The organism is Klebsiella sp. JB_Kp031, from assembly GCF_040064295.1.
GTDB lineage: Bacteria > Pseudomonadota > Gammaproteobacteria > Enterobacterales > Enterobacteriaceae > Klebsiella > Klebsiella quasipneumoniae.
Window position 1 is genome coordinate 51615 of record NZ_JBEAJW010000002.1, and the last position, 19320, is coordinate 70934.

At 59.1% G+C, this 19320-nt stretch carries 17 protein-coding genes and 1 riboswitch; of the genes, 12 read left to right on the forward strand and 5 right to left on the reverse strand.

Features of this window, described 5'->3' with window-relative positions:
* Window positions 1-82: 82 nt before the first annotated feature.
* On the reverse strand, window positions 83-529 hold the full coding sequence (locus tag ABLV64_RS02275) for a YetF domain-containing protein (RefSeq protein WP_004202634.1): 447 nt from the start codon (window positions 527-529) through the stop codon (window positions 83-85).
* A gap of 8 nt (window positions 530-537) precedes the next feature.
* Window positions 538-1041: a hypothetical protein gene (locus ABLV64_RS02280; protein WP_049093850.1), complete on the reverse strand. Its 504-nt coding sequence runs from the start codon at window positions 1039-1041 to the stop codon at window positions 538-540.
* Window positions 1042-1185: 144 nt separating this feature from the next.
* Between ABLV64_RS02280 and ABLV64_RS02285 the strand changes: the two genes are divergently transcribed.
* The 4 genes from ABLV64_RS02285 (at window position 1186) to ABLV64_RS02300 (ending at window position 3281) form a co-directional block, all read left to right on the forward strand.
* Window positions 1186-1590, forward strand: coding sequence for a YdeI family stress tolerance OB fold protein (locus ABLV64_RS02285; RefSeq protein WP_004202632.1), 405 nt, complete (start codon window positions 1186-1188; stop codon window positions 1588-1590).
* 15 nt (window positions 1591-1605) lie between these two features.
* On the forward strand, window positions 1606-1752 hold the full coding sequence (locus ABLV64_RS02290; RefSeq protein WP_017900537.1) for a hypothetical protein: 147 nt from the start codon (window positions 1606-1608) through the stop codon (window positions 1750-1752).
* A 114-nt stretch (window positions 1753-1866) separates the two neighbouring features.
* Window positions 1867-2298, forward strand: a complete 432-nt coding sequence (locus ABLV64_RS02295; protein ID WP_004202630.1) for an OsmC family protein — start codon at window positions 1867-1869, stop codon at window positions 2296-2298.
* A gap of 113 nt (window positions 2299-2411) precedes the next feature.
* A complete protein-coding gene (locus ABLV64_RS02300) occupies window positions 2412-3281 on the forward strand; it encodes an oxygenase MpaB family protein (RefSeq protein WP_017900538.1) in 870 nt (289 codons plus the stop codon).
* A gap of 1 nt (window position 3282) precedes the next feature.
* Here the strand turns inward: ABLV64_RS02300 and ABLV64_RS02305 are convergent, their stop codons facing one another.
* Window positions 3283-3969, reverse strand: coding sequence for an ABC transporter substrate-binding protein (locus ABLV64_RS02305; RefSeq protein WP_049116415.1), 687 nt, complete (start codon window positions 3967-3969; stop codon window positions 3283-3285).
* Between the two features lie 222 nt (window positions 3970-4191).
* Here ABLV64_RS02305 and ABLV64_RS02310 point away from each other — a divergent pair, with 222 nt between their 5' ends.
* From ABLV64_RS02310 to ABLV64_RS02325, 4 genes are all read left to right on the forward strand, one after another.
* Window positions 4192-5133, forward strand: a complete 942-nt coding sequence (locus tag ABLV64_RS02310) for a cation diffusion facilitator family transporter (RefSeq protein ID WP_004202626.1) — start codon at window positions 4192-4194, stop codon at window positions 5131-5133.
* Window positions 5134-5376: 243 nt separating this feature from the next.
* Window positions 5377-6294 carry a bestrophin family ion channel gene (locus tag ABLV64_RS02315; RefSeq protein ID WP_023318342.1) on the forward strand — a complete coding sequence of 306 codons (918 nt, stop codon included), beginning with the start codon at window positions 5377-5379 and terminating at the stop codon, window positions 6292-6294.
* Window positions 6295-6615: 321 nt separating this feature from the next.
* A complete protein-coding gene (locus ABLV64_RS02320) occupies window positions 6616-8916 on the forward strand; it encodes an FdhF/YdeP family oxidoreductase (RefSeq protein WP_049093852.1) in 2301 nt (766 codons plus the stop codon).
* Window positions 8917-9062: 146 nt separating this feature from the next.
* On the forward strand, window positions 9063-9944 hold the full coding sequence (locus ABLV64_RS02325) for a LysR family transcriptional regulator (protein WP_023318340.1): 882 nt from the start codon (window positions 9063-9065) through the stop codon (window positions 9942-9944).
* A gap of 8 nt (window positions 9945-9952) precedes the next feature.
* Here the strand turns inward: ABLV64_RS02325 and ABLV64_RS02330 are convergent, their stop codons facing one another.
* Window positions 9953-11359 (reverse strand): MFS transporter, encoded by a 1407-nt coding sequence (locus tag ABLV64_RS02330; protein WP_049093853.1) that lies wholly within the window; start codon window positions 11357-11359, stop codon window positions 9953-9955.
* Between the two features lie 598 nt (window positions 11360-11957).
* On the opposite strand from ABLV64_RS02330, the gene ABLV64_RS02335 reads away from it, so the two are divergent.
* A complete protein-coding gene (locus ABLV64_RS02335) occupies window positions 11958-12638 on the forward strand; it encodes an MgtC family protein (protein WP_004202612.1) in 681 nt (226 codons plus the stop codon).
* A gap of 96 nt (window positions 12639-12734) precedes the next feature.
* The gene (gene zapE, locus ABLV64_RS02340) at window positions 12735-13796 is read left to right on the forward strand and encodes a cell division protein ZapE (RefSeq protein ID WP_032425868.1); all 1062 of its coding nucleotides are present in this window, start codon (window positions 12735-12737) and stop codon (window positions 13794-13796) included.
* 33 nt (window positions 13797-13829) lie between these two features.
* Here the strand turns inward: zapE and katG are convergent, their stop codons facing one another.
* Window positions 13830-16007, reverse strand: coding sequence for a catalase/peroxidase HPI (gene katG, locus ABLV64_RS02345; RefSeq protein ID WP_004202604.1), 2178 nt, complete (start codon window positions 16005-16007; stop codon window positions 13830-13832).
* A 343-nt stretch (window positions 16008-16350) separates the two neighbouring features.
* Window positions 16351-16430, forward strand: a riboswitch (ZMP/ZTP riboswitch).
* A 17-nt stretch (window positions 16431-16447) separates the two neighbouring features.
* Between katG and ABLV64_RS02350 the strand changes: the two genes are divergently transcribed.
* Both ABLV64_RS02350 and mrdA read left to right on the forward strand, forming a co-directional pair.
* The gene (locus ABLV64_RS02350; RefSeq protein ID WP_004202603.1) at window positions 16448-17080 is read left to right on the forward strand and encodes a LysE family translocator; all 633 of its coding nucleotides are present in this window, start codon (window positions 16448-16450) and stop codon (window positions 17078-17080) included.
* 221 nt (window positions 17081-17301) lie between these two features.
* Window positions 17302-19212 (forward strand): penicillin-binding protein 2, encoded by a 1911-nt coding sequence (gene mrdA, locus ABLV64_RS02355; protein ID WP_017900544.1) that lies wholly within the window; start codon window positions 17302-17304, stop codon window positions 19210-19212.
* The last annotated feature ends 108 nt before the right edge of the window (window positions 19213-19320 follow it).

Consider the following 19320-nt stretch of genomic DNA (forward strand, 5'->3'; position numbering starts at 1 on the left):
TTGAAAAAGAAGAGGACGACGCCACCCGCGCCCCGGAATCGGGGGATAAACAACCGGAGCGCGATAAATAGCTAAGCCGGTGTTATTCCTGTTCCGGAATAATGGATATCTGGCCGTTACGTTCGAGAATAGCGAATTTTATCGCTTTCAGTTCATAAATCCCATGGTGCTGCCTGGCCGCCAGCAGGATATCATCGACAGAAATATTGACGAGCTTCATTTTCTCATCGATGACAGCACCATTTTCCACTACGATAACCGGCGTGCCATCCAGAAAATTTTCCGCCTGGGCAAATTTTTTCTTAATATAGCCGAATAAAATATCAATACTGACCAGGGTGACGATAGTCAGCATCGAACCGGTAACGGAATAGTCTGTGCTGAGCATCGCCTGCTGGGTCGCTTCACTGATAATCAGCAGCAGTATCAGGTCAAAATTGGTTAACTGCATCAGGGTTCGTCTACCGGCAATCTTGAAAATAATCAGCAGGATCAGATAGATTGCTGCGGCTCTGAGGACCATTTCCATCGCGACTCCTACGGATAGACAAACTGTTGCCAGCTGACGGCAGGGCGATCGTTGACTGCCGCCTGCAGGGAAATATTGCCTATCGTTTTGGGGGTAATAGATAACCATACCGATTGCGGCGAGCGGCTGGTTGTCCGCTGATACACCAGATGTAATTTCCCGTCGGCACTGTACATCTTATCCGGCTGCGGGCGGATATCGCCAACCTGGTAACGGGTTAATAACGTGGCGGCGAAACTGATCGTCGTGTCATTTTCCTGCGTGGGTTTGATCTGAATATTCAGTTCGGTTTCACTCATCAGTCTGGCATAACGCTGGTAATCGACGCGTAATTCACCATTAGGGCTTTCCCGGTGCGCCTCACTGAAATATCCGGAGGACCACAGGCCGCTCAATGCGGTAAGGATGATGAGGCTGAGAACAATTATCCCATAGCGCCTGAAGCGATATTCAAAGCGGAGGGCCTGTTCATTCTCGTCGACGATGTGACAAGGTTGTTGATTCTCAGTCATTATTATTTCCCCGCGTTTCGTTTCGCCATCAGCGTAACGATAAGGACATTCTTATATTAGACGATATCAGAACAATTGACTTTGTAAAAATGGCCAGCCTCAGCCAGGCTTTAATCTGTTCATCAGCAAAAACAAGGAGGCATGATGAAAAAATTAGCCTTGGCCATGGCCTGTTTGTTTGCCGCCGCGGTCGCGCAGGCGGACGATAAAGGCGGTTTTAGCCAGGATGCCGCGCCGCCGCCGCCGCACAAACTCGATGACGGCTATCGCGGCGTCGAGGAGGGGCGGATCATGACCGTTGAGCAGGCGAAAACCATGCACGACGGCGCCACGGTTTCCCTGCGCGGCAATCTGCTCACCCGACAGGGGGATGACCGTTATCAGTTTCGCGATAAAAGCGGCACCATCACCGCCATTATTCCGGTTGCCGCGTTTAATGAACAGCACGTAGAGCCTGACGATCTGGTCAGTATTAACGGCAGCCTTGATCGCAAAATGACGCCGCCGGTAGTACGTATCGATCGCCTGCTCAAACAGTCGCCTAAGTAAGGGGAGCTTACCGGTATGAGCACAACATCCCACCCGCATGACGAGGAGCGCGGGAAGCACCCTGCGCGCGAGGCGCCTGACGAACATGGCGAAGTGCCGCGTAAACGGGACGACAGCGAGGATGACAAAACCGATCCTTACCATCCTCACGATGGCCGTTAGCGTCATTCGCAACGGGAACTTTTTGGGAACGCTGATGCGGCGGGCCGCAGAATAGAAGCAGGTTCAGCATCAGGCACTATACTTTTTGTTCGACATCATCACAGGAGGAGTCATATGGCGATTCATAAGAAAGGGCTGGCGCACTGGGAAGGCGATCTCAAGCATGGCAAAGGCACCGTGTCGACGGAGAGCGGGGCGCTGAGCCAGCAGCCCTACGGCTTTAATACCCGTTTTGAAGGGGTGAAAGGCACCAACCCCGAAGAGCTGATCGGCGCCGCACATGCCGCCTGCTTCTCGATGGCCCTATCGTTGATGCTCAGCGAAGAGGGCTATACCGCGACGTCCATCGACACCACCGCAGTGGTCACCCTTAATAAAACCGACGGTGGGTTTGCAATAACCGACATCGCGTTGCAAAGCCAGATTGTCCTGCCCGGCGTTGCGCCGGCGGCGTTCGATGAGATCATCCAGAAAGCGAAGGCCGGCTGCCCGGTATCACAGGTGCTGAAAGCCAATATCACCCTTGACTACCAGCTGAATCCATAAGCTGTTGTGCCCGCACTCTGCGGGCACCGTTCCCGCGATCTCTCTCCCTGTCACTGCCTCCGTTGCGCAATAGTGGTATCTTTGGTCCTTTGGTAAACGTAAGGGACTCCAGCATGATCGGCATTCGCGGAATGATCGAGGCGCAGGTGCTCGGCCTGACCGGCATGGCGCTAAAAGAGATTGATTTTGAACAGCCCAAAGGGGAGCCGGGGCTTTTTGGTCCGCAATCAGCCATCTGGCAGGTGCATGGCGATTTTACCTCAATGCTGTGCGGCGGCATTAGCGCGCTGTTGCTGCAGATGCTGCACCCCCTGGCGCTGGCCGGCGTCTGGGACCACTCCCGTTTCCGCGAGGATATCTTTGGCCGCCTGCGTCGCACCAGTCAGTTTATCTCCGCTACCACCTTCGCCGCCACCCCCGACGCCGAGCGGTTGATCGCCAAAGTGCAGGGGATCCATCAGCGGATCGCCGGGGTGGACAAGGACGGCACGCCGTATCAGGCAAGCGACCCGGCGCTGTTGACCTGGGTGCATGTCGCTGAGTGCAGCCGCTTTATGGCCTCCCACCTGCGCTACAAGCGGACGGTGGTCAGCGTCCAGCGCCAGGAGGACTATTTTCGCGAGTCGGCGGAGATCGCTCGTCGGCTGGGAGCCAAAGATATTCCCCAGACGCCGAATGAGGTCGCGGACTATCTTGAGGCGATGCGGCCGCAGCTGCGCTGTGACGAACGTACCCGGGAGGTAGCCGAGGTGCTGCTCACCACCCGTCTGCCGGGTCGCCTGAGTCAGCCGGTTGGCCAGGTGATGATGCGGGCCGGGATCGATCTTCTGCCGCCATGGGCGCAGGAGATGCTGGGACTGTCGCTGACGCCGCTGCAGCGGCGCACGACGCGTCTGATGGTACTGGCCATCGCCCGCGTGCTGCGCGCCTCGGTACGTAACGGCGCCTGGCATTGCGCCATGCGCCGGATGGCGGAGGCGTGATTCAGCCCGCCTTGCCCAGGTGCCGGGCAATCAGCGCCTCCAGGCTACCGTCCGCCCGCCATTCGTCCAACGCGTCATTCACCGCGTTAAAGCGGACCACATCATCCCGGGCGACGCAGATGGCCTGCTGGATCTCGGTAAAATTATCCGCTAAGACCCGCACCCCCGGATGGTGGCGCGCTGTCGCCTCCAGCGGCTGACGGATGCCAGCGACCATATCCCCTTCACCGGCGAGGAAGGCGTCGATGGCCTCCTGCGAGGAGGGGAGACGATTCAGGCTGGCGTGCTGCAGATGGCGGGTGAGCCACAGATCGTAGGCGGCGTTTTGCCCGACGTTAATCGTGGTTGCCGGGCGATCCATATCGGCCACGCTCTGGCAGGGAGAACCGGCTCTCACCAGTGCGGTCCCCTGAATGGTGATATAGGGAGAAGTAAAGCGCAGGGTCGCCTCCCTCGCCGGGTCGATGGCCAGAAAGGCGATATCCCAGCGTTCGCCGCCGGCGTCGGCCACCACTTTACCGGCGGCAGGATAGGTGACGAACTCGGCGACGACGCCCCAGCGCTGCGCCAGTCGATGGCTGAGCTCGGGGGTAATGCCTGTCGGCTCGCCGTTTTCTCCAGGATGGGCCAGTACCGCATTGCCCAGATTAATGGCAAAACGCAGCCGGGATGGTGTGATTGCTGACATCGCTGACTCCTGTGGTGGCTAAGAGAAGGTGGCCCGACCTGTTGGTCGCCAGTGAAAAGATAGTCCATCCGCGCGCGGTTGTACCTCCGGGGCCACACTTTCAGAATACAGTAATTAACGACCGCAGCGATTTCGTTAAACAGCAAGGCAATGGCTTTTATATTGTTAAGCATAAACTCAGCTTGTCAGTTTATTCTTCCCGCTCACTGAGGGAGAGAAATAATGGCACAACATAATTTTGAAAATGATAATAAATATCATCAGCGTTCTGAGCAGGCGCGAAGGAGTACCCTGGTTAGCGTGGTGGTCAATATTTTTCTCTCCGCGTTGCAGATTGCGGTGGGAATATATTCTGGTTCCCAGGGGTTAATTGCCGATGGCATGCACTCTTTTTCCGATCTGCTCGCCGATGGCGTCGTGCTGGTGGCGAATAAAAAGAGTCGCCGACCGTCTGACCACGATCACCATTATGGCCACTGGCGTTATGAGAACGGCGCCTCTCTGGTCCTCGGCGCGATCCTGGTGCTGGTCGGGGTCGGTATGCTGTGGTCTGCCGCGGGTCATCTCGCGCAACCGCAGACGATTCCGCCGGTGCACAGCGTGGCGCTGTGGATGGCGCTGACGGCGCTGGTGGTCAAAGAGGGGCTGTTTCGCTATATGCTGGCGGCCGCCAGGCGGCTGAACTCCTCGCTGCTCATCGCCAACGCCTGGCATGCCCGCTCAGACGCCGCGTCATCACTGGTGGTGGCGCTGGGGATTATCGGTAATCTGGCCGGGTTCGCCTGGTTCGACCCGCTCGCCGCGCTGGCGGTAGGGCTGGTGATTACGCGGATGGGCTATCGTTTCGCCGCCACCGCGCTGCACGATTTAATGGACCGCGCTGTCGATGAAGAGACGCAGCGGGCAATCGCCGGCACGCTGCGGGCCACGCCGGGCGTGGCGGGTCTGCACGATTTGAAAACCCGTAAGGCGGGGGATCTGGTGCTGGTGGATGTCCATCTCGAGGTAGCCGGAGAGCTGTCGGTCGCTGAAGGGCATCAGATTGCCCGGCAGGCGCGGGAGCGGGTCATGGCACAGCATCCGGTGCTTAATGTGATGGTGCATCTCGATCCCTGCGCGGCGGTTGCCAGTTCGCCGGGGGAGGCAAACTGCCTGACGTCATAAGCGGAAAATAGACTGGCTCAGCGGTTATTTTATCCCTGAGCCATTATTCCTCGCGCCTTCCGCCCGCGCATTGATTGCCTGAACGATAAATAAGGCTCATACTGAGCCGGCCATTACTATCGCTAAATAATGGCGCAGATCTGCCCGTTGCAGTTAACGATAAAATAAACCAATCGGTTCATAGATAATCTCTATTCTTTATTTCGAGATAATGACCAGAGCGGTAATTCAGGAAGTCAGACAATGATCATTCGGCCAGAACAACACTGGTTTCTTCGCCTATTTGACTGGCACGGCTCCGTGCTGTCAAAAATCATCTTTCGTCTGCTGCTTAATGTGCTGATGTCCATCATCGCCATTATCAGCTATCAATGGTACGCGCAGCTGGGGATCCACTTAACGGTGGCGCCGTTCAGTCTGCTGGGCATCGCGATAGCGATTTTCCTCGGCTTTCGCAACAGCGCCAGCTATAGCCGCTTCGTCGAGGCGCGCAATCTGTGGGGGACGGTGCTTATCGCCGAACGCACCCTGGTGCGCCAGCTGCGCAATATCCTGCCGGCGGAACACGATGCCCATCAGCGCATCGTCAGCTATCTGGTGGCCTTCAGCTGGAGCCTGAAGCACCAGCTGCGCAAAACCGATCCGACGGCTGACCTGCGGCGGCTGCTGCCCGAGGAGAGGGTGACGGAGATCCTCGCCAGCTCGATGCCCACCAACCGGATCCTGCTGCTGGCCGGTAACGAAATTGGCCAGCTGCGCGAGGCGGGCAAGCTGAGCGACATCACCTACGGGCTGATGGACAATAAGCTTGATGAGCTGGCGCACGTGCTGGGCGGCTGCGAAAGGCTGGCCACCACCCCGGTGCCGTTCGCCTATACCCTGATCCTGCAGCGCACCGTGTACCTGTTCTGCACGCTGCTGCCGTTCGCCCTGGTCGGGGATCTGCACTACATGACGCCGTTTGTCTCGGTCTTTATCTCCTACACCTTTTTATCCTGGGATTCGCTGGCGGAAGAGCTGGAGGATCCTTTCGGCACCGCCGCCAACGACCTGCCGCTGAACGCGATGTGCAACACCATTGAGCGCAATCTGCTCGACATGACCGGTCAACATCCGCTGCCGGAGACGCTGCGTCCGGACCGTTACTTCAACCTGACCTGAACCCCTGCGCGCCGGGCAGTTTCCGCTGCCCGGTCATCACTTTCCCGTCCCCGCGTGACCCGCCGCGCAGAGGGCGGCGATAAAAGCAAAATTTGCAAATAAGTTAAATTTAACACCCGATAGATAACATCAATTATACAGATTTGTGGCGTATGTTATTATTCGGTTAACGAACGCAGTACCTACGCTTTCCCATCGTACTATCCTTGAGAAACAGCATTCTTATCAGGTGACGCCGCGCACACCACGCCTCGTCGCCGGGGTCGTCGCACGCTTTTTTTCGGCCGGCGGCGGCCAGAACAGAGCAGCAGGAGTAAAAAGATGACCAATAAAAGACGCGCGGTTCCCGGTGTTCACCCCTATGACGGTCCGGCAGGCGGATGGGGCGCGCTGAAGGCCACGGCCATTGCCGTGCGTACCCAGATGGATGCCTTCGAGGCGCCCGCCACGCTGCTGCGAACTAACCAGCCGGATGGGTTTGACTGCCCGGGCTGCGCCTGGCCGGATAAAGAGCATAAATCCACTTTTCAGTTTTGCGAAAATGGCGCCAAAGCCGTTACCTGGGAGGCGACCACCAAACGGGTGACGCCAGCGTTCCTCGCGGCTAACACCGTGACCTCCCTGCTGGCGAAAAGCGATTTTGAACTGGAGGGCTATGGCCGCTTAACCCATCCTTTGGTCTACGACCGCGCCAGCGATACCCTGCGACCGGTGGCGTGGGAGGCGGCCTTCGCCCGTATCGGCGAGATCCTTCGCGGCCTGCAGCCAGATGAAGTTGAATTCTACACCTCCGGACGGGCCTCCAATGAAGCGGCGTGGCTGTTTCAGCTGTTTGCCCGCGAGTACGGCACCAATAACTTTCCCGACTGCTCTAACATGTGCCATGAATCTACCAGCGTGGGCCTGCCGCAGTCGATCGGCATTGGCAAAGGCACCGTCTCCCTCGACGATTTTGACCAGACCGAGCTGGTGATCTCCATCGGCCATAATCCGGGCACCAACCATCCGCGGATGATGGGCACTCTGCATGAGCTTTCCCGCCGGGGTGTGCCGATTATCGTTTTTAACCCATTGCGTGAGCGGGCGCTGGAGCGTTTTGCCGACCCGCAGAACGTGATGGAGATGGCGACATATCGCTCGACGCCGATCGCGTCGACCTACTACCAGGTACGGGCCGGCGGCGACGCGGCGGCGCTGAAAGGGATCGCCAAAGCGCTGCTGCAGCTGGAGGAGGAGCAGGGCCAGGTGCTCGACCACGCGTTTATTGCGCAACATACCCAGGGGTTCGCCGCCTTCGCCGAGGATCTGCACGCCACCCGCTGGCAGGATATTGAGCAGGAGTCCGGTCTGACGCGCGAGTCGCTAACCCAGGTCGCCGTGGCCTACGCCAAATCCACGGCCACCATCGTCACCTACGGCATGGGCATCACCCAGCATAATAAAGGCACCTCCAACGTCCGGCTGATTGCCGACCTGCTGCTGATGCGCGGCAATATCGGCAAGCCAGGAGCCGGGATCTGCCCATTACGCGGCCATTCAAACGTGCAGGGAAACCGCACCGTCGGGATCAGCGAAAAACCCACTGCGGCCTTCCTCGACAGCCTGCAGCGGGTGATGGGGATCGCGCCGCCGCGGCATCATGGTCACGATGCGGTGAAGGCGCTGGAGGCCATGATCGCTGGCGACGCCAAAGCCCTGATCTGCCTCGGGGGCAACTTCGCCGTGGCGATGCCGGATCACGAACGCGCTTTCCCGGCGATGCGCAACCTTGAGCTCAGCGTTCACGTCGGCACCAAGCTCAACCGCTCGCACCTGCTGACGGCGAAAGAGACCTTTATTCTGCCGTGTCTGGGCCGCACCGAGCTTGACCTGCAGGCCAGCGGCCGACAGTCGATCACCGTCGAGGATTCGATGTCGATGGTACATGCCTCCTCAGGCAAGCTTAAGCCCGCCTCGCCGACGCTGCGCTCGGAGCCGGCGATTGTCGCCGGTCTGGCGAAGGCCACACTGCCGGCCAGCAAAGTCGACTGGCTGTATCTGGTGGAAGATTACGACCGCATTCGCGATCTGATCGAACAGACCATTCCGGGGTTCGAGGATTACAACCAGCGCATTCGTCACCCAGGGGGCTTTCGCATGCCGCTGCCGCCGACCGAGCGCATCTGGCCTACCGCCACCGGCAAAGCCATGTTCTCGGTTTTCAAAGGCGTGCATGAGAACGTGGTGGTGGAGGGCGAGGATGTGATGCGCTTAGTGACCCTGCGCAGCCACGACCAGTACAACACCACCATCTACGCTATGGATGACCGTTACCGCGGCGTTTTTGGCCGTCGCGACGTGCTGTTTATGAACGAGCAGGATATGGCCGCCCAGGGCCTGGAGCATGGCGATCGGGTGGATATCCACACCGCGCTGCCGGGCAGCGCATTGACGCTCAGAGATATCACCGTGGTGGCCTACGGCATCGCGCCCGGCACCGTCGGCGCCTATTATCCGGAAGCCAACGTGCTGGTGCCCTTGAACTATCTGGATGAAGAGAGCGGTACGCCCTCCTATAAGTCAGTTCCTGTCCGCCTGACGCTGCGCTCGAAAGAGATCCGCCCGCTGGCTGGCGTGCGTTAAAGAAGCAGGGCGTTGGGCGGCGTTGCGCCGTCCTGCGCCCCGTCGCCCCTCCTGTCCTCGCTTGAATTTATCGGTGATGAAACTAACATTCTGGTAACCTGTGCGCGGCCCCGGGGGTGAACGGCGGGGTTCAAACGGGAAAGAGAATGGATATTAAGCAACTCAAGTATTTGATCGCGCTCGATCAGACGCGCCATTTTGGCCAGGCGGCGGCAGCCTGCCATATTACCCAGCCGACCCTCTCCATGCGCATTCGTAATCTGGAAGAGGAGCTGAACCTGACCCTTATCCAGCGCGGGCAGCGCTTTGAGGGTTTTACCCCGGAGGGGGAGCGGATTCTCGCCTGGGCGCGAGCGGTGCTTGCCGCCCATGACGGCCTGGCGGCGGAGGCGGCCATCTGTCGCGGGCAGATGGTCGGCCAGCTGCGGGTTGGTATGGTGCCACTGGCGAGCCTCAACCCGATGCAGCTGATTAAACCCCTCGCGGAGAAGTACCCGGCGCTGCAGTTCAGCCTGCTGTCAATGACCTCGGAGCAGATTATCGATGGCGTTAGCCGCAACCAGCTGGACCTGGGGATCTGTTACCTGCAGCATCTGGATGAACGCCTGTTTAAGATCGCCCGGCTGCCGCAAACCCGGATGGGACTGCTGCACGATAAACGCCATTTCGACTTCAGCGCCGGGACGCCGGGCTGGGATACGCTGGCGGCGCTGCCCCTTGGCTTTCTGACCAAGGGAATGTACTACCGGGAATCCATTGAAATCAGCTTTAAGGCCAAAGGGCTAACCCCGACGTCTGTCTTTGAAAGCGATTCAACGTTTCAGATTATCCAGGCGGTGCAGGCGGGGATCTGCTGCGCCATTATGCCGCTTAACAACGGCCTCGAAGCGCTAAGCGATAATCTTGAGATCCTGCCCATCGCCGAAAGCCAGGTCGATTCGCAGCTGGCGCTGATTATGCGCCAGCAGGAGCCGGTCTCGTCCCTGGCGGAAAAATGCTTCGCCGAGGCGCAGGGGATTTTTGGCTGAGGCCAGCCTCAGATATTCTCCAGTCGAATGCCCCGGGTTCTCGGGCCGAAGATCCCCACCGACAGCATCACCATCAGCATACTGACGACGATAAAGCTAATCACCCCCGGCGTGCCGGCATATTGCAGAATAATGCCGATCAGGATGCTGGTCACCGCGGTCGAGAGACGACTGAACGAGTAGCAGAAGCCGACGGCGCGGGCGCGAATATGGGTCGGGAAGACCTCGGCCTGGTAGGCGTGGTAGCTGATGGTCAGCCAGGCGTTGGACCAGGTGATCATAAACCCGCAGATCACCAGCAGGATAGGATTGTTTTGCAGCGCAAACAGGGTGCCGAAGATGACGGTCATCAGCGCGGAGAGAACGATCTGCCACTTATTCTCAAAGCGATGCACGAATCGGGTGCAGAACAGGCAGCCCAGCGGATAGGCGAGGGTGATAAAGAAGGCGTACAGCAGACTGTGGGTGATACTGGCCCCCTGACCGGAAAGCAGCGCCGGCAGCCAGTTGCCAAAGCCGAAGAAACCGATCGCCTGGAAGAAATTCATCACCATCAGCATCAGGGTTCGCTGCCGGTACTGCGGCGCCCAGATTTCGCGGAAGGTGCCGCGTTTGACGACGCTCTGTGCCGCCTGCGCATGCTTCGGCGACGGCGTCAGGCCGCAGCGGGCTTCCATGACGCACATCACCGCATGTGCTTCATCATGCCGCCCTTTGGTTTCCAGCCAGCGGGCTGACTCCGGCAGCTTTTTGCGGATAAACCAGATCGCCAGCGAGAACAGCGCACCGAAGATGATCACCCAGCGCCAGCCGCCGAGGCCGAAGAGGGTGGTTGGCACCAATATCCAGGACATCAGCGCTACCGCCGGAACCGACAAGAACTGAATAAAGAAGGCAAAGGCGAAGGCTTTATTGCGCAGGTGGGTAGGTACCCATTCGCTGAGGTAGGTGTCAATGGTCACCAGCTCAATGCCGAGGCCGATTCCCACCAGAAAGCGGAAGAAGATCACTCCTTCCGCACTGCTCTGGGTCGCCATCAGCAGCGAGAAAAAGCCGTACCAGGCGAGCGCCACCATAAAGGTCAGGCGGCGCCCCAGCTTGTCCGCCAGCGGCGCCAGCAGGCTCGCGCCGATAAACAGCCCCATAAAGGTGGCGGAAGCAAAGGCCGCCTGATCGGCGATGCCAAAGATCCCCGCCGCGCCGGTATGGAAAATACCCTCCGCCAGCAGGCCCGCGCTGATGTACCCAGTCTGGAACAAATCGTAGAGCTCAAAGAAGCCGCCGAGGGAGAGTAAGGTGATAAACGACCATAACCCGAAGGAGGCGGGCAGCGCGTCAATGCGTCCGGTTAAGCTGGCGTGCGGTTGTCCTGGCGAAGCATAGGGCGATTCGCCGAGAACCTGGGTGGTAGACATGGTGTTGTGTTCCTCAGGAAGAATGGTTTGCCTGCTAATGTTAAGTGATTGTTAATAGTTTTAAATTTTTAATCTTTAGCGTTAACGGCAATCTTTAGCGCAAGATCGCGCCATGCAGGGTAAAAGATGATATTCATGCTGGTTTTCGCCGCACGCTAAGGGAAGAATTGAAGTAAATCACCGTGGGGGCAATGTTCTCCGCCAGGCGATGTCGCGCTGCGCAGGGCCAGGCCCAGGGCCAGTCAGAGTAAACGAATCCTCACTGGCGGCGTTTTCCCGCTTTACCCGCTATTGCGCCAGGCTATAATGTGCCCACTTTCATACAGGAGTCATGCGTTGGACAGTCATCCTTATTGTTATTCTCCGGCAAGTTAACGCGACTATTTTCGCTGCTTGCCGAACCGGCGGGCAGCAATCTTTGATTACCGGATTGCCTCCCTGAATGTAGTGATTCGCGACCGAACGCGAGAGGCATCGTTATGTTTCTGTTTCCCACCACCTTATTTCCTCCACCATCATCCGCCCGCTAATTGCCCGGCGCGGCTGAGCGCGACATCAATACATTTTTATTGCTTTCTGTTATCTGGAGGAAGGCGCGATGGTATTTCCTTATATGACACATTTACTCGCGGCAATGCTGCTGGGAGCGCTGATCGGCGCGGAAAGACAATGGCGGCAACGTATGGCCGGTTTGCGGACCAATGCGCTGGTGGCCACCGGCGCGGCGGTGTTTATTCTTAGCGCGATGTCGGCCTCGCCGGACAGCCCGGGGCGCATTGCGGCGCAGATCGTCTCCGGTATCGGCTTCCTGGGGGCGGGAGTGATTATGCGCGATGGCATGAACGTTCGCGGCCTCAATACCGCCGCCACCCTGTGGTGCTCGGCCGGTATCGGTGTCCTTTGCGGCCTGGGGCAGTTCTGGAACGCGACGGCGGCGACGCTGATTATTCTGTGCGCCAATATCCTGCTCCGCGAAGCGGCGCAGCGTATTCATGCCTTGCCGGGCGCCGGTGACGAAGAAAAACGCTATATCTTACGCGTCACCTGTTTGCGCGAGCATGAAAAGGCCGTGCGTCAGCTGCTGCTGAATATTGCTCAGCAGCAGAGGTTCACCCTGCAGGGATTACAGTCGGCGGCAGCAGACACGGCGGATCAGCTGGAGATTTGCGCGGAGCTGATTAGCCATAAGCAGCATCAGAAAACGCTGGCGCAGATTATGGCGCAAGTGGGCGTTCAGCAGAACGTCACCTCGGTACACTGGCGCGTCGGAGAAGCGTAGAGACAGTCGGTGGGGCAGCGGAAACGGCCGCTGGCCGCGCGATTCGCCAACCCGTGGGAAAGCGGCTAGAATGGCCTCCTGCCGGAGGTTATAAGAATGTTAAATAATGGATGTGTGCCGTCGGAATCTGGCCAGACTATGACGACGGCTGATTTTCGCTTTACCCGCGTGATGGCCGAGCAGGCGGCGCGTGCCCGTCTGACGCTGGACGACGATCAGCTGTCGCTCATCGCTCGCCTGGACGCCCTGGGCCAGCAGTTGTTGTCCGCGCCCGGCACGCCGCAGGGACTGTACGTCTGGGGACGCACCGGGCGAGGGAAAAGCTATATTCTCGATCACTTTTTTGCCAGCCTGCCGCTTGCCGCCCGGCGTCGGGTCCATTTTCATCACTTCTTCCGCGAACTGCACCAGCGGCTGAATGCCCCCGGCGCGCCTGGCCTGCAGACGGTGATGATGCAGATGACCTCCGGCTGCCGCCTGCTGTGTTTCGACGAATTTCATCTTCACGACCCCGGCGACGCCATGCTGATGAAGGCGCTGCTGGAACACCTTTTTCAACGGGGCATCGTGCTGCTGGCTACCTCTAACTACCCGCCGGAGATGCTGCTGCCTAATCCGCTGTATCACGATCGCTTTTTACCGTCGATCGCGCTGATCCGCGCCCACCTGGCGGTCGTCGCGCTTAACGGCGAGGAGGATTATCGCGAACGGCATCTGAGCCAGGATAACGCCTTCTGCAGCGGGCGGCTATGGGTTAACCCGGGCGAATCACAGCGTCAGCTGTACGAGCTGCCCTCGCTGCCTGCCGAACCGGTCCCGCTGGAGGTAGGCTACCGCACGCTGCAGGCGGCCGCGGCGTCACCCGCCTTGCTCCATTTCTCTTTTGCCCAGCTCTGCCAGGCCGCCACGGCGGTGATGGACTATCTGGCGCTCAGCGAACGTTATGCCGTCTGGTTGCTGGACGAGGTGCCGCCGCTGGCCACGGTTGGGCCGGCGGCCCAGCAGCGCTTTATCAACGTGATTGATGTGTTGTATGAAAAGCAGATCCGCCTGCTGCTGGTGACCCGCTGCGACCTGGAGACGCTGGTGGCCGGGGTGGAACTGGAGGATATTCAGCGAACGCGGAGCCGCCTGCAACAGCTGCCGCGGGCGGTATAAAAAAAAGCCCCGGCGGGTGCCGGGGCGAGGGGATCACAGGTCGAAACGGTCGAGGTTCATCACCTTGGTCCAGGCGGCGACAAAGTCATGCACCAGCTTCTGCTGCCCGTCGGCGCAGGCGTACACTTCCGCCAGGGCGCGAAGGACCGAGTTGGAGCCAAACACCAGATCCACGCGGGTGGCGCTGTACTTCGCTTCGCCGGTTTTACGGTCGCTGCCGGTAAACAGCTCCGCCCGATCATCGGCCGGTTTCCAGACGGTGGCCATATCCAGCAGGTTGACGAAGAAGTCATTGCTGAGCACGCCGACGCGGTCGGTAAACACCCCGTGTTTGCTGCCGTCGTAGTTGGCGCCCAGCACGCGCAGTCCACCCACCAGAACCGTCATTTCCGGAGCGGTTAAGGTCAGCTGCTGCGCTTTATCGATCAGCAGCGTTTCCGTCGACACACCGCCCTCGATGCGACGGTAGTTGCGGAAGCCATCCGCCAGCGGCTGCAGCAGGTCAAACGACTCGACGTCGGTCTGCTCAGGCAGGGCGTCGACGCGGCCAGGGGTAAACGGCACGTTGACGCTGACGCCAGCCGCCGCCGCAGCCTGCTCAACGCCGACCACGCCAGCCAGCACGATGATATCGGCCAGCGACGCTTTGCCGGAAGCTCGCTGGATCGCCTGCAGGGTCGGCAGCACCCGGCTGGCGATAGCATTGACCGGCCAGTCCTTCTGCGGGGCCAGCGCCAGACGCGCGCCGTTGGCGCCGCCGCGCTTATCGCCGCCGCGGAAAGTGGAGGCGGAGGCCCAGGCTACCGATACCAGCTCACTCACCGACAGGCCGGCGCCGGCGATGGCGGTTTTCAGGCTGGCGATGTCTTCCGCGCTCGGCTGATGGGTGGCCGCCGGCAGCGGATCCTGCCAAATCAGATCTTCTTTTGGCACTTCCGGCCCGAGGTAACGGGATTTCGGCCCCATATCGCGGTGGGTCAGCTTGAACCACGCCCGGGCGAAGGCCTCGTTAAAAGCCTGCGGGTCGTTGAGGAAGCGACGGGAGATCTTCTCAAACTCCGGGTCGAAGCGCAGGGTCAGGTCGGTGACCAGCATGGTCGGTTTGCGCTTTTTCCCCGGGTTAAACGGATCCGGGATAATTTCCGGGGCGTCTTTGGCTTCGAACTGGATAGCGCCCGCCGGGCTGCGGGTCTGCACCCATTCGTATTTGAACAGGTTCTCGAAAAAGTAGTTGCTCCACTGGGTGGGCGTCTGCGTCCAGACCACTTCCAGACCGGAGGTAATGGCATCCGCGCCTGCGCCGCTGCCGTAGCTGGAGTGCCAGCCCAGGCCCTGTGCTTCCAGCGGCGCGGCTTCCGGCTCGGCGCCGACGTGGCTGGTTTCTGCGGCGCCATGGGTTTTACCCAGCGTGTGGCCGCCGGCGATCAGCGCGACTATTTCTTCATCGTCCATCGCCATATTGCCGAAGGTGGCGCGAATGGCCGCGGCGGCGGACAGCGGCTCGCCGCTGGCGTTCGGTCCTTCCGGGTTAACGTAAATCAGCCCCATTTCGGTGGCGCCGATGGCCTGTTTCGCCAGACTTTCCGGGTGACGGTGGGCCAGCCACTCTTTCTCATCGCCCCAGTCAACGTCCAGATCCGGTTCCCAGACATCTTCACGACCGGCGCCAAAACCGAAGGTGCGGAAGCCGGCGTTTTCCAGCGCCACGTTACCCGCCAGCATGTAAAGGTCGGCCCAGGAGATTTTCTGGCCATATTTCTGTTTCACCGGCCACAGCAGACGGCGGGCCTTATCTAGGCTGACGTTGTCAGGCCAGGAGTTCAGCGGCGCAAAGCGCTGCTGCCCACGACCCGCGCCGCCGCGACCGTCAACGGTGCGGTAGGTGCCGGCGCCGTGCCAGGCCATACGAATAAACAGACCGATATAGCTGCCCCAGTCTGCTGGCCACCACTCTTGCGAATCGGTCAGCAGCGCTCTGAGGTCAGCCTTCAGCGCGGAGTAATCGAGCTTTTTAAACTCTTCCCTGTAGTTAAAATCCTCACCCAACGGGTTGGAACGACTGGAGTGCTGGTTCAGCAGATCGACACGCAGCTGGTTAGGCCACCAGTCGCGGTTGCCGGTGCCGCTGCCGGCGCTCTGCTTGGGCGTCTCGGCGTGGAAAGGGCACTTTCCGGCGGATGCGTTGTTGGATGGGTCGTTAGACGTGCTCATATCAGGCTCCGTTTGCTTTTGTGAATGCCGTTACGATATACACTGCTACCAATAAGCGATATTTGAATGAGTCTACGGATTTAATAGCTAATTCCGTTCAACGAAGGGCGAAACACCCTCTTATATGACCTGGCGGATCCAGGGGTAAAAAATACACCTCACCATTAACCATAGACGTAACGAGACGGCAAAGGAAACGATCTGCGTCAATCGGGCCGAAGGAATGCTAATTGTTTGAGATATGACAATTTTACTATGAGAAAAGGATGAGGGTTTTCCGCTGAGCGAGCGTAACGAATGCCCGGCGCAGGGGTTGTTGGCGGACACAGAATAAGCTAATACTTAGACACCATGTGACTGGCGCTAAAGACAGAATACTGTTGGGGAGCATGGTCGACGTCGCCGCGCGCCTGGGCATTACCGCTATCTGGAGATAAGTTATGCCTGAATTCGCTTCATTAATGGCCTTTGCCGCGGTGGCGCTGGGATTAGTGTTAACCCCCGGCCCCAATATGATGTATCTCACTTCGCGTTCGATTTGCCAGGGAAAACGCGCTGGCTTTATCTCCCTTGCCGGGGTTGCCGTGGGCTTTTTCTTCTATATGCTGTGTGCCGCTTTCGGCATTACCGCGTTGGTTTTCGCGGTCCCTTATGCCTACGATGCCTTGCGTTTATGCGGGGTCGCTTATTTGCTCTATCTGGCGTGGCAGGCGATAAAACCAGGAGGGAGGCCGATATTCGCGGTGCGTGAATTACCTGCGGACAGTGGGCGTAAGCTGTTTCTGATGGGATTTATCACCAGCCTGGCGAACCCCAAAGTTGCTATCCTCTATTTGTCCCTGCTGCCGCAGTTTATCACCCCCGGACTCGGTAGCGTGCTCAGCCAGTCGTTAATGTTAGGCTGTACTCAGGTATTAATCAGTGTGGCGGTGAACGGCCTGATTATCTTGCTGGCCGGGCAGGTGGCGTTATTTCTTAGCCGGCGGCCGGGCTGGCAACAATTTCAACGCTGGCTGATGGCGACGGTACTGGCCGGAATGGCGGTTAAGATCGCTTTTGAGGCCAGAAAATAACCGGGTTTGTCGGGAAAAGGGAGGCCAGCGATATCCGTCGCTGGCTAACCTCGCACCCTGATGCCTTTCTGCCACAGAGAAAGGCTCTCCAGGCTCTAACATGCTGAAACATTTCTGCCAGATCATTAGCAACCTTTCAGTAGGGCTAACGCCGCGATAAGGCTATGCTTCCCGGCCGTTACGCCGTTGGCTTTTCCCGTGATCCAGGTGATGTACCGCTAATGCCCCTTTTGAGAGATGAAATTCGCGACCACTCCGCGGAAGAGATGCTGTTTATCCGCCGGGCCGCAATCGCCTTTCTGCTGGTGGTGGTCTGCTTTGGCGTGCTGATTTTCAACCTCTACCATCTGCAGGTGGAGCAGCACGATTTCTACCAGACCCGTTCCAACCAAAACGATATTAAAATGCTGCCCATCGCCCCCAGCCGCGGGCTGATATTCGATCGCAACGGCATACCGCTGGTGCAGAATATTACCCTGTATCGCCTGCAGGTGATCCCGAGCAAAATTCCCGATATGGCCGCGCTGCTGCAAACCCTGACGCCGATTGTCGACCTGACGCCGGACGACATCGCCAGCTTCCGCGACGATATGCACCACAGCAGCCGCTATAAAGCGGTTACCCTCAAATCCGACCTCAGCGACGTGGAGGTGGCCCGCTTCGCGGTCAACGAATTCCGTTTCCCCGGGGTGACGGTGGAGAGCTATCAGCAGCGTGAATACCCCTACGGCGCAGAGCTGGCGCACGTGGTGGGCTATGTGTCGAAAATCAACGACAGCGACCTGCAGCGGCTGGCGAAAGATGGCGAAGAGGAGAACTATGCTGCCGACCACAATATCGGCAAGCAGGGGATCGAGGGCTATTACGAAAAAGCGCTCCACGGCACCACCGGCTACCAGGAGGTGGAGGTGGACAACCACGGCCGGGTGGTGCGTCTGTTGAAAGAAGTACCGCCGGTGGCCGGGAAAAACCTCTACCTGACCCTTGACCTGCACCTGCAGCAGTATATTGAGTCGGTACTGAAGGGGCAGCGCGCGGCGGTGGTGGTGGTCGATCCCCGGGATGGCGGGGTGCTGGCGATGGTCTCCAGCCCCAGCTATGATCCTAACCCGTTCGTCAAAGGTATCGGCTATCAGGCCTATAAATCGCTGCTGGATAACCCGGACCGGCCGCTGATCAACCGCGTCACCCAGGGGCTGTATCCCCCGGCCTCGACGGTGAAGCCCTATATGGCGCTGTCGGCGCTCTCCGCCGGTGTGATCACGCCGAACACCACCTTCTTCGGGGCGCCGACGTGGACCCTGCCGGGCACGCAGCGTCGCTACCGCGACTGGCTGAAAACCGGCCACGGCATGCTCAACGTGACCAAAGCCATTGAAGAGTCGGCGGACACCTTTTTCTACCAGGTTGCCTTCGAGATGGGCATCGACCGGATCCATGAGTGGCTGAGCAAATTCGGCTACGGCCAGTCCACCGGCATCGATCTCAATGAGGAGTATAGCGGGGTGCTGCCCAGCCGGGAGTGGAAACAGCGAGTGCATAAAAAGCCCTGGTACCAGGGGGATACCATCTCCGTCGGTATTGGCCAGGGATACTGGATCGCCACCCCCATCCAGATGGTGAAAGCGCTCACCACGCTCCTGAACAACGGTAAGGTGCAGGACCCGCATCTGCTCTATTCGATGAAGCAGGGCAATCATGTGGAACGCTATCAGCAGCCGGCGAACCTGCCGCAGGTGGGCGATCCAAAATCCCCGTACTGGGGCATTGTGCGCAACGGCATGTATGGGATGGCGAATCTGCCCAACGGCACCGGCTACAAGCTGTTCCATACCGCGCCGTACCAGATTGCGGCGAAGTCCGGGACTTCGCAGGTGTTCAGTCTGAAGCAAAACCAGACCTATAACGCCAAAATGATCCCGGTGCGTCTGCGGGATCACATCTTCTATACCCTGTTTGCCCCTTATCAGCATCCGAAGGTGGCGATGGCGCTAATCCTGGAGAACGGCGGCGGGGATGGGGTGGTGGCCGGACCGACGGCGCGCGCCATTCTGGACCATATTTTTGTCCCGCAGCAGGCGCCGGCGGCCGCAGCCGACGTGCCGCAGCGGGAGAGCGCGGACGCCCAGTAAGCGGCTGGACTTATTCCGCAGGCGCATCGTTCATAGAAATTGGTTATTTGTCCCATCATCTTCCCGGCGGCATAGTATTTTAGGGAACATGACGAGCGAGGAGGAAGG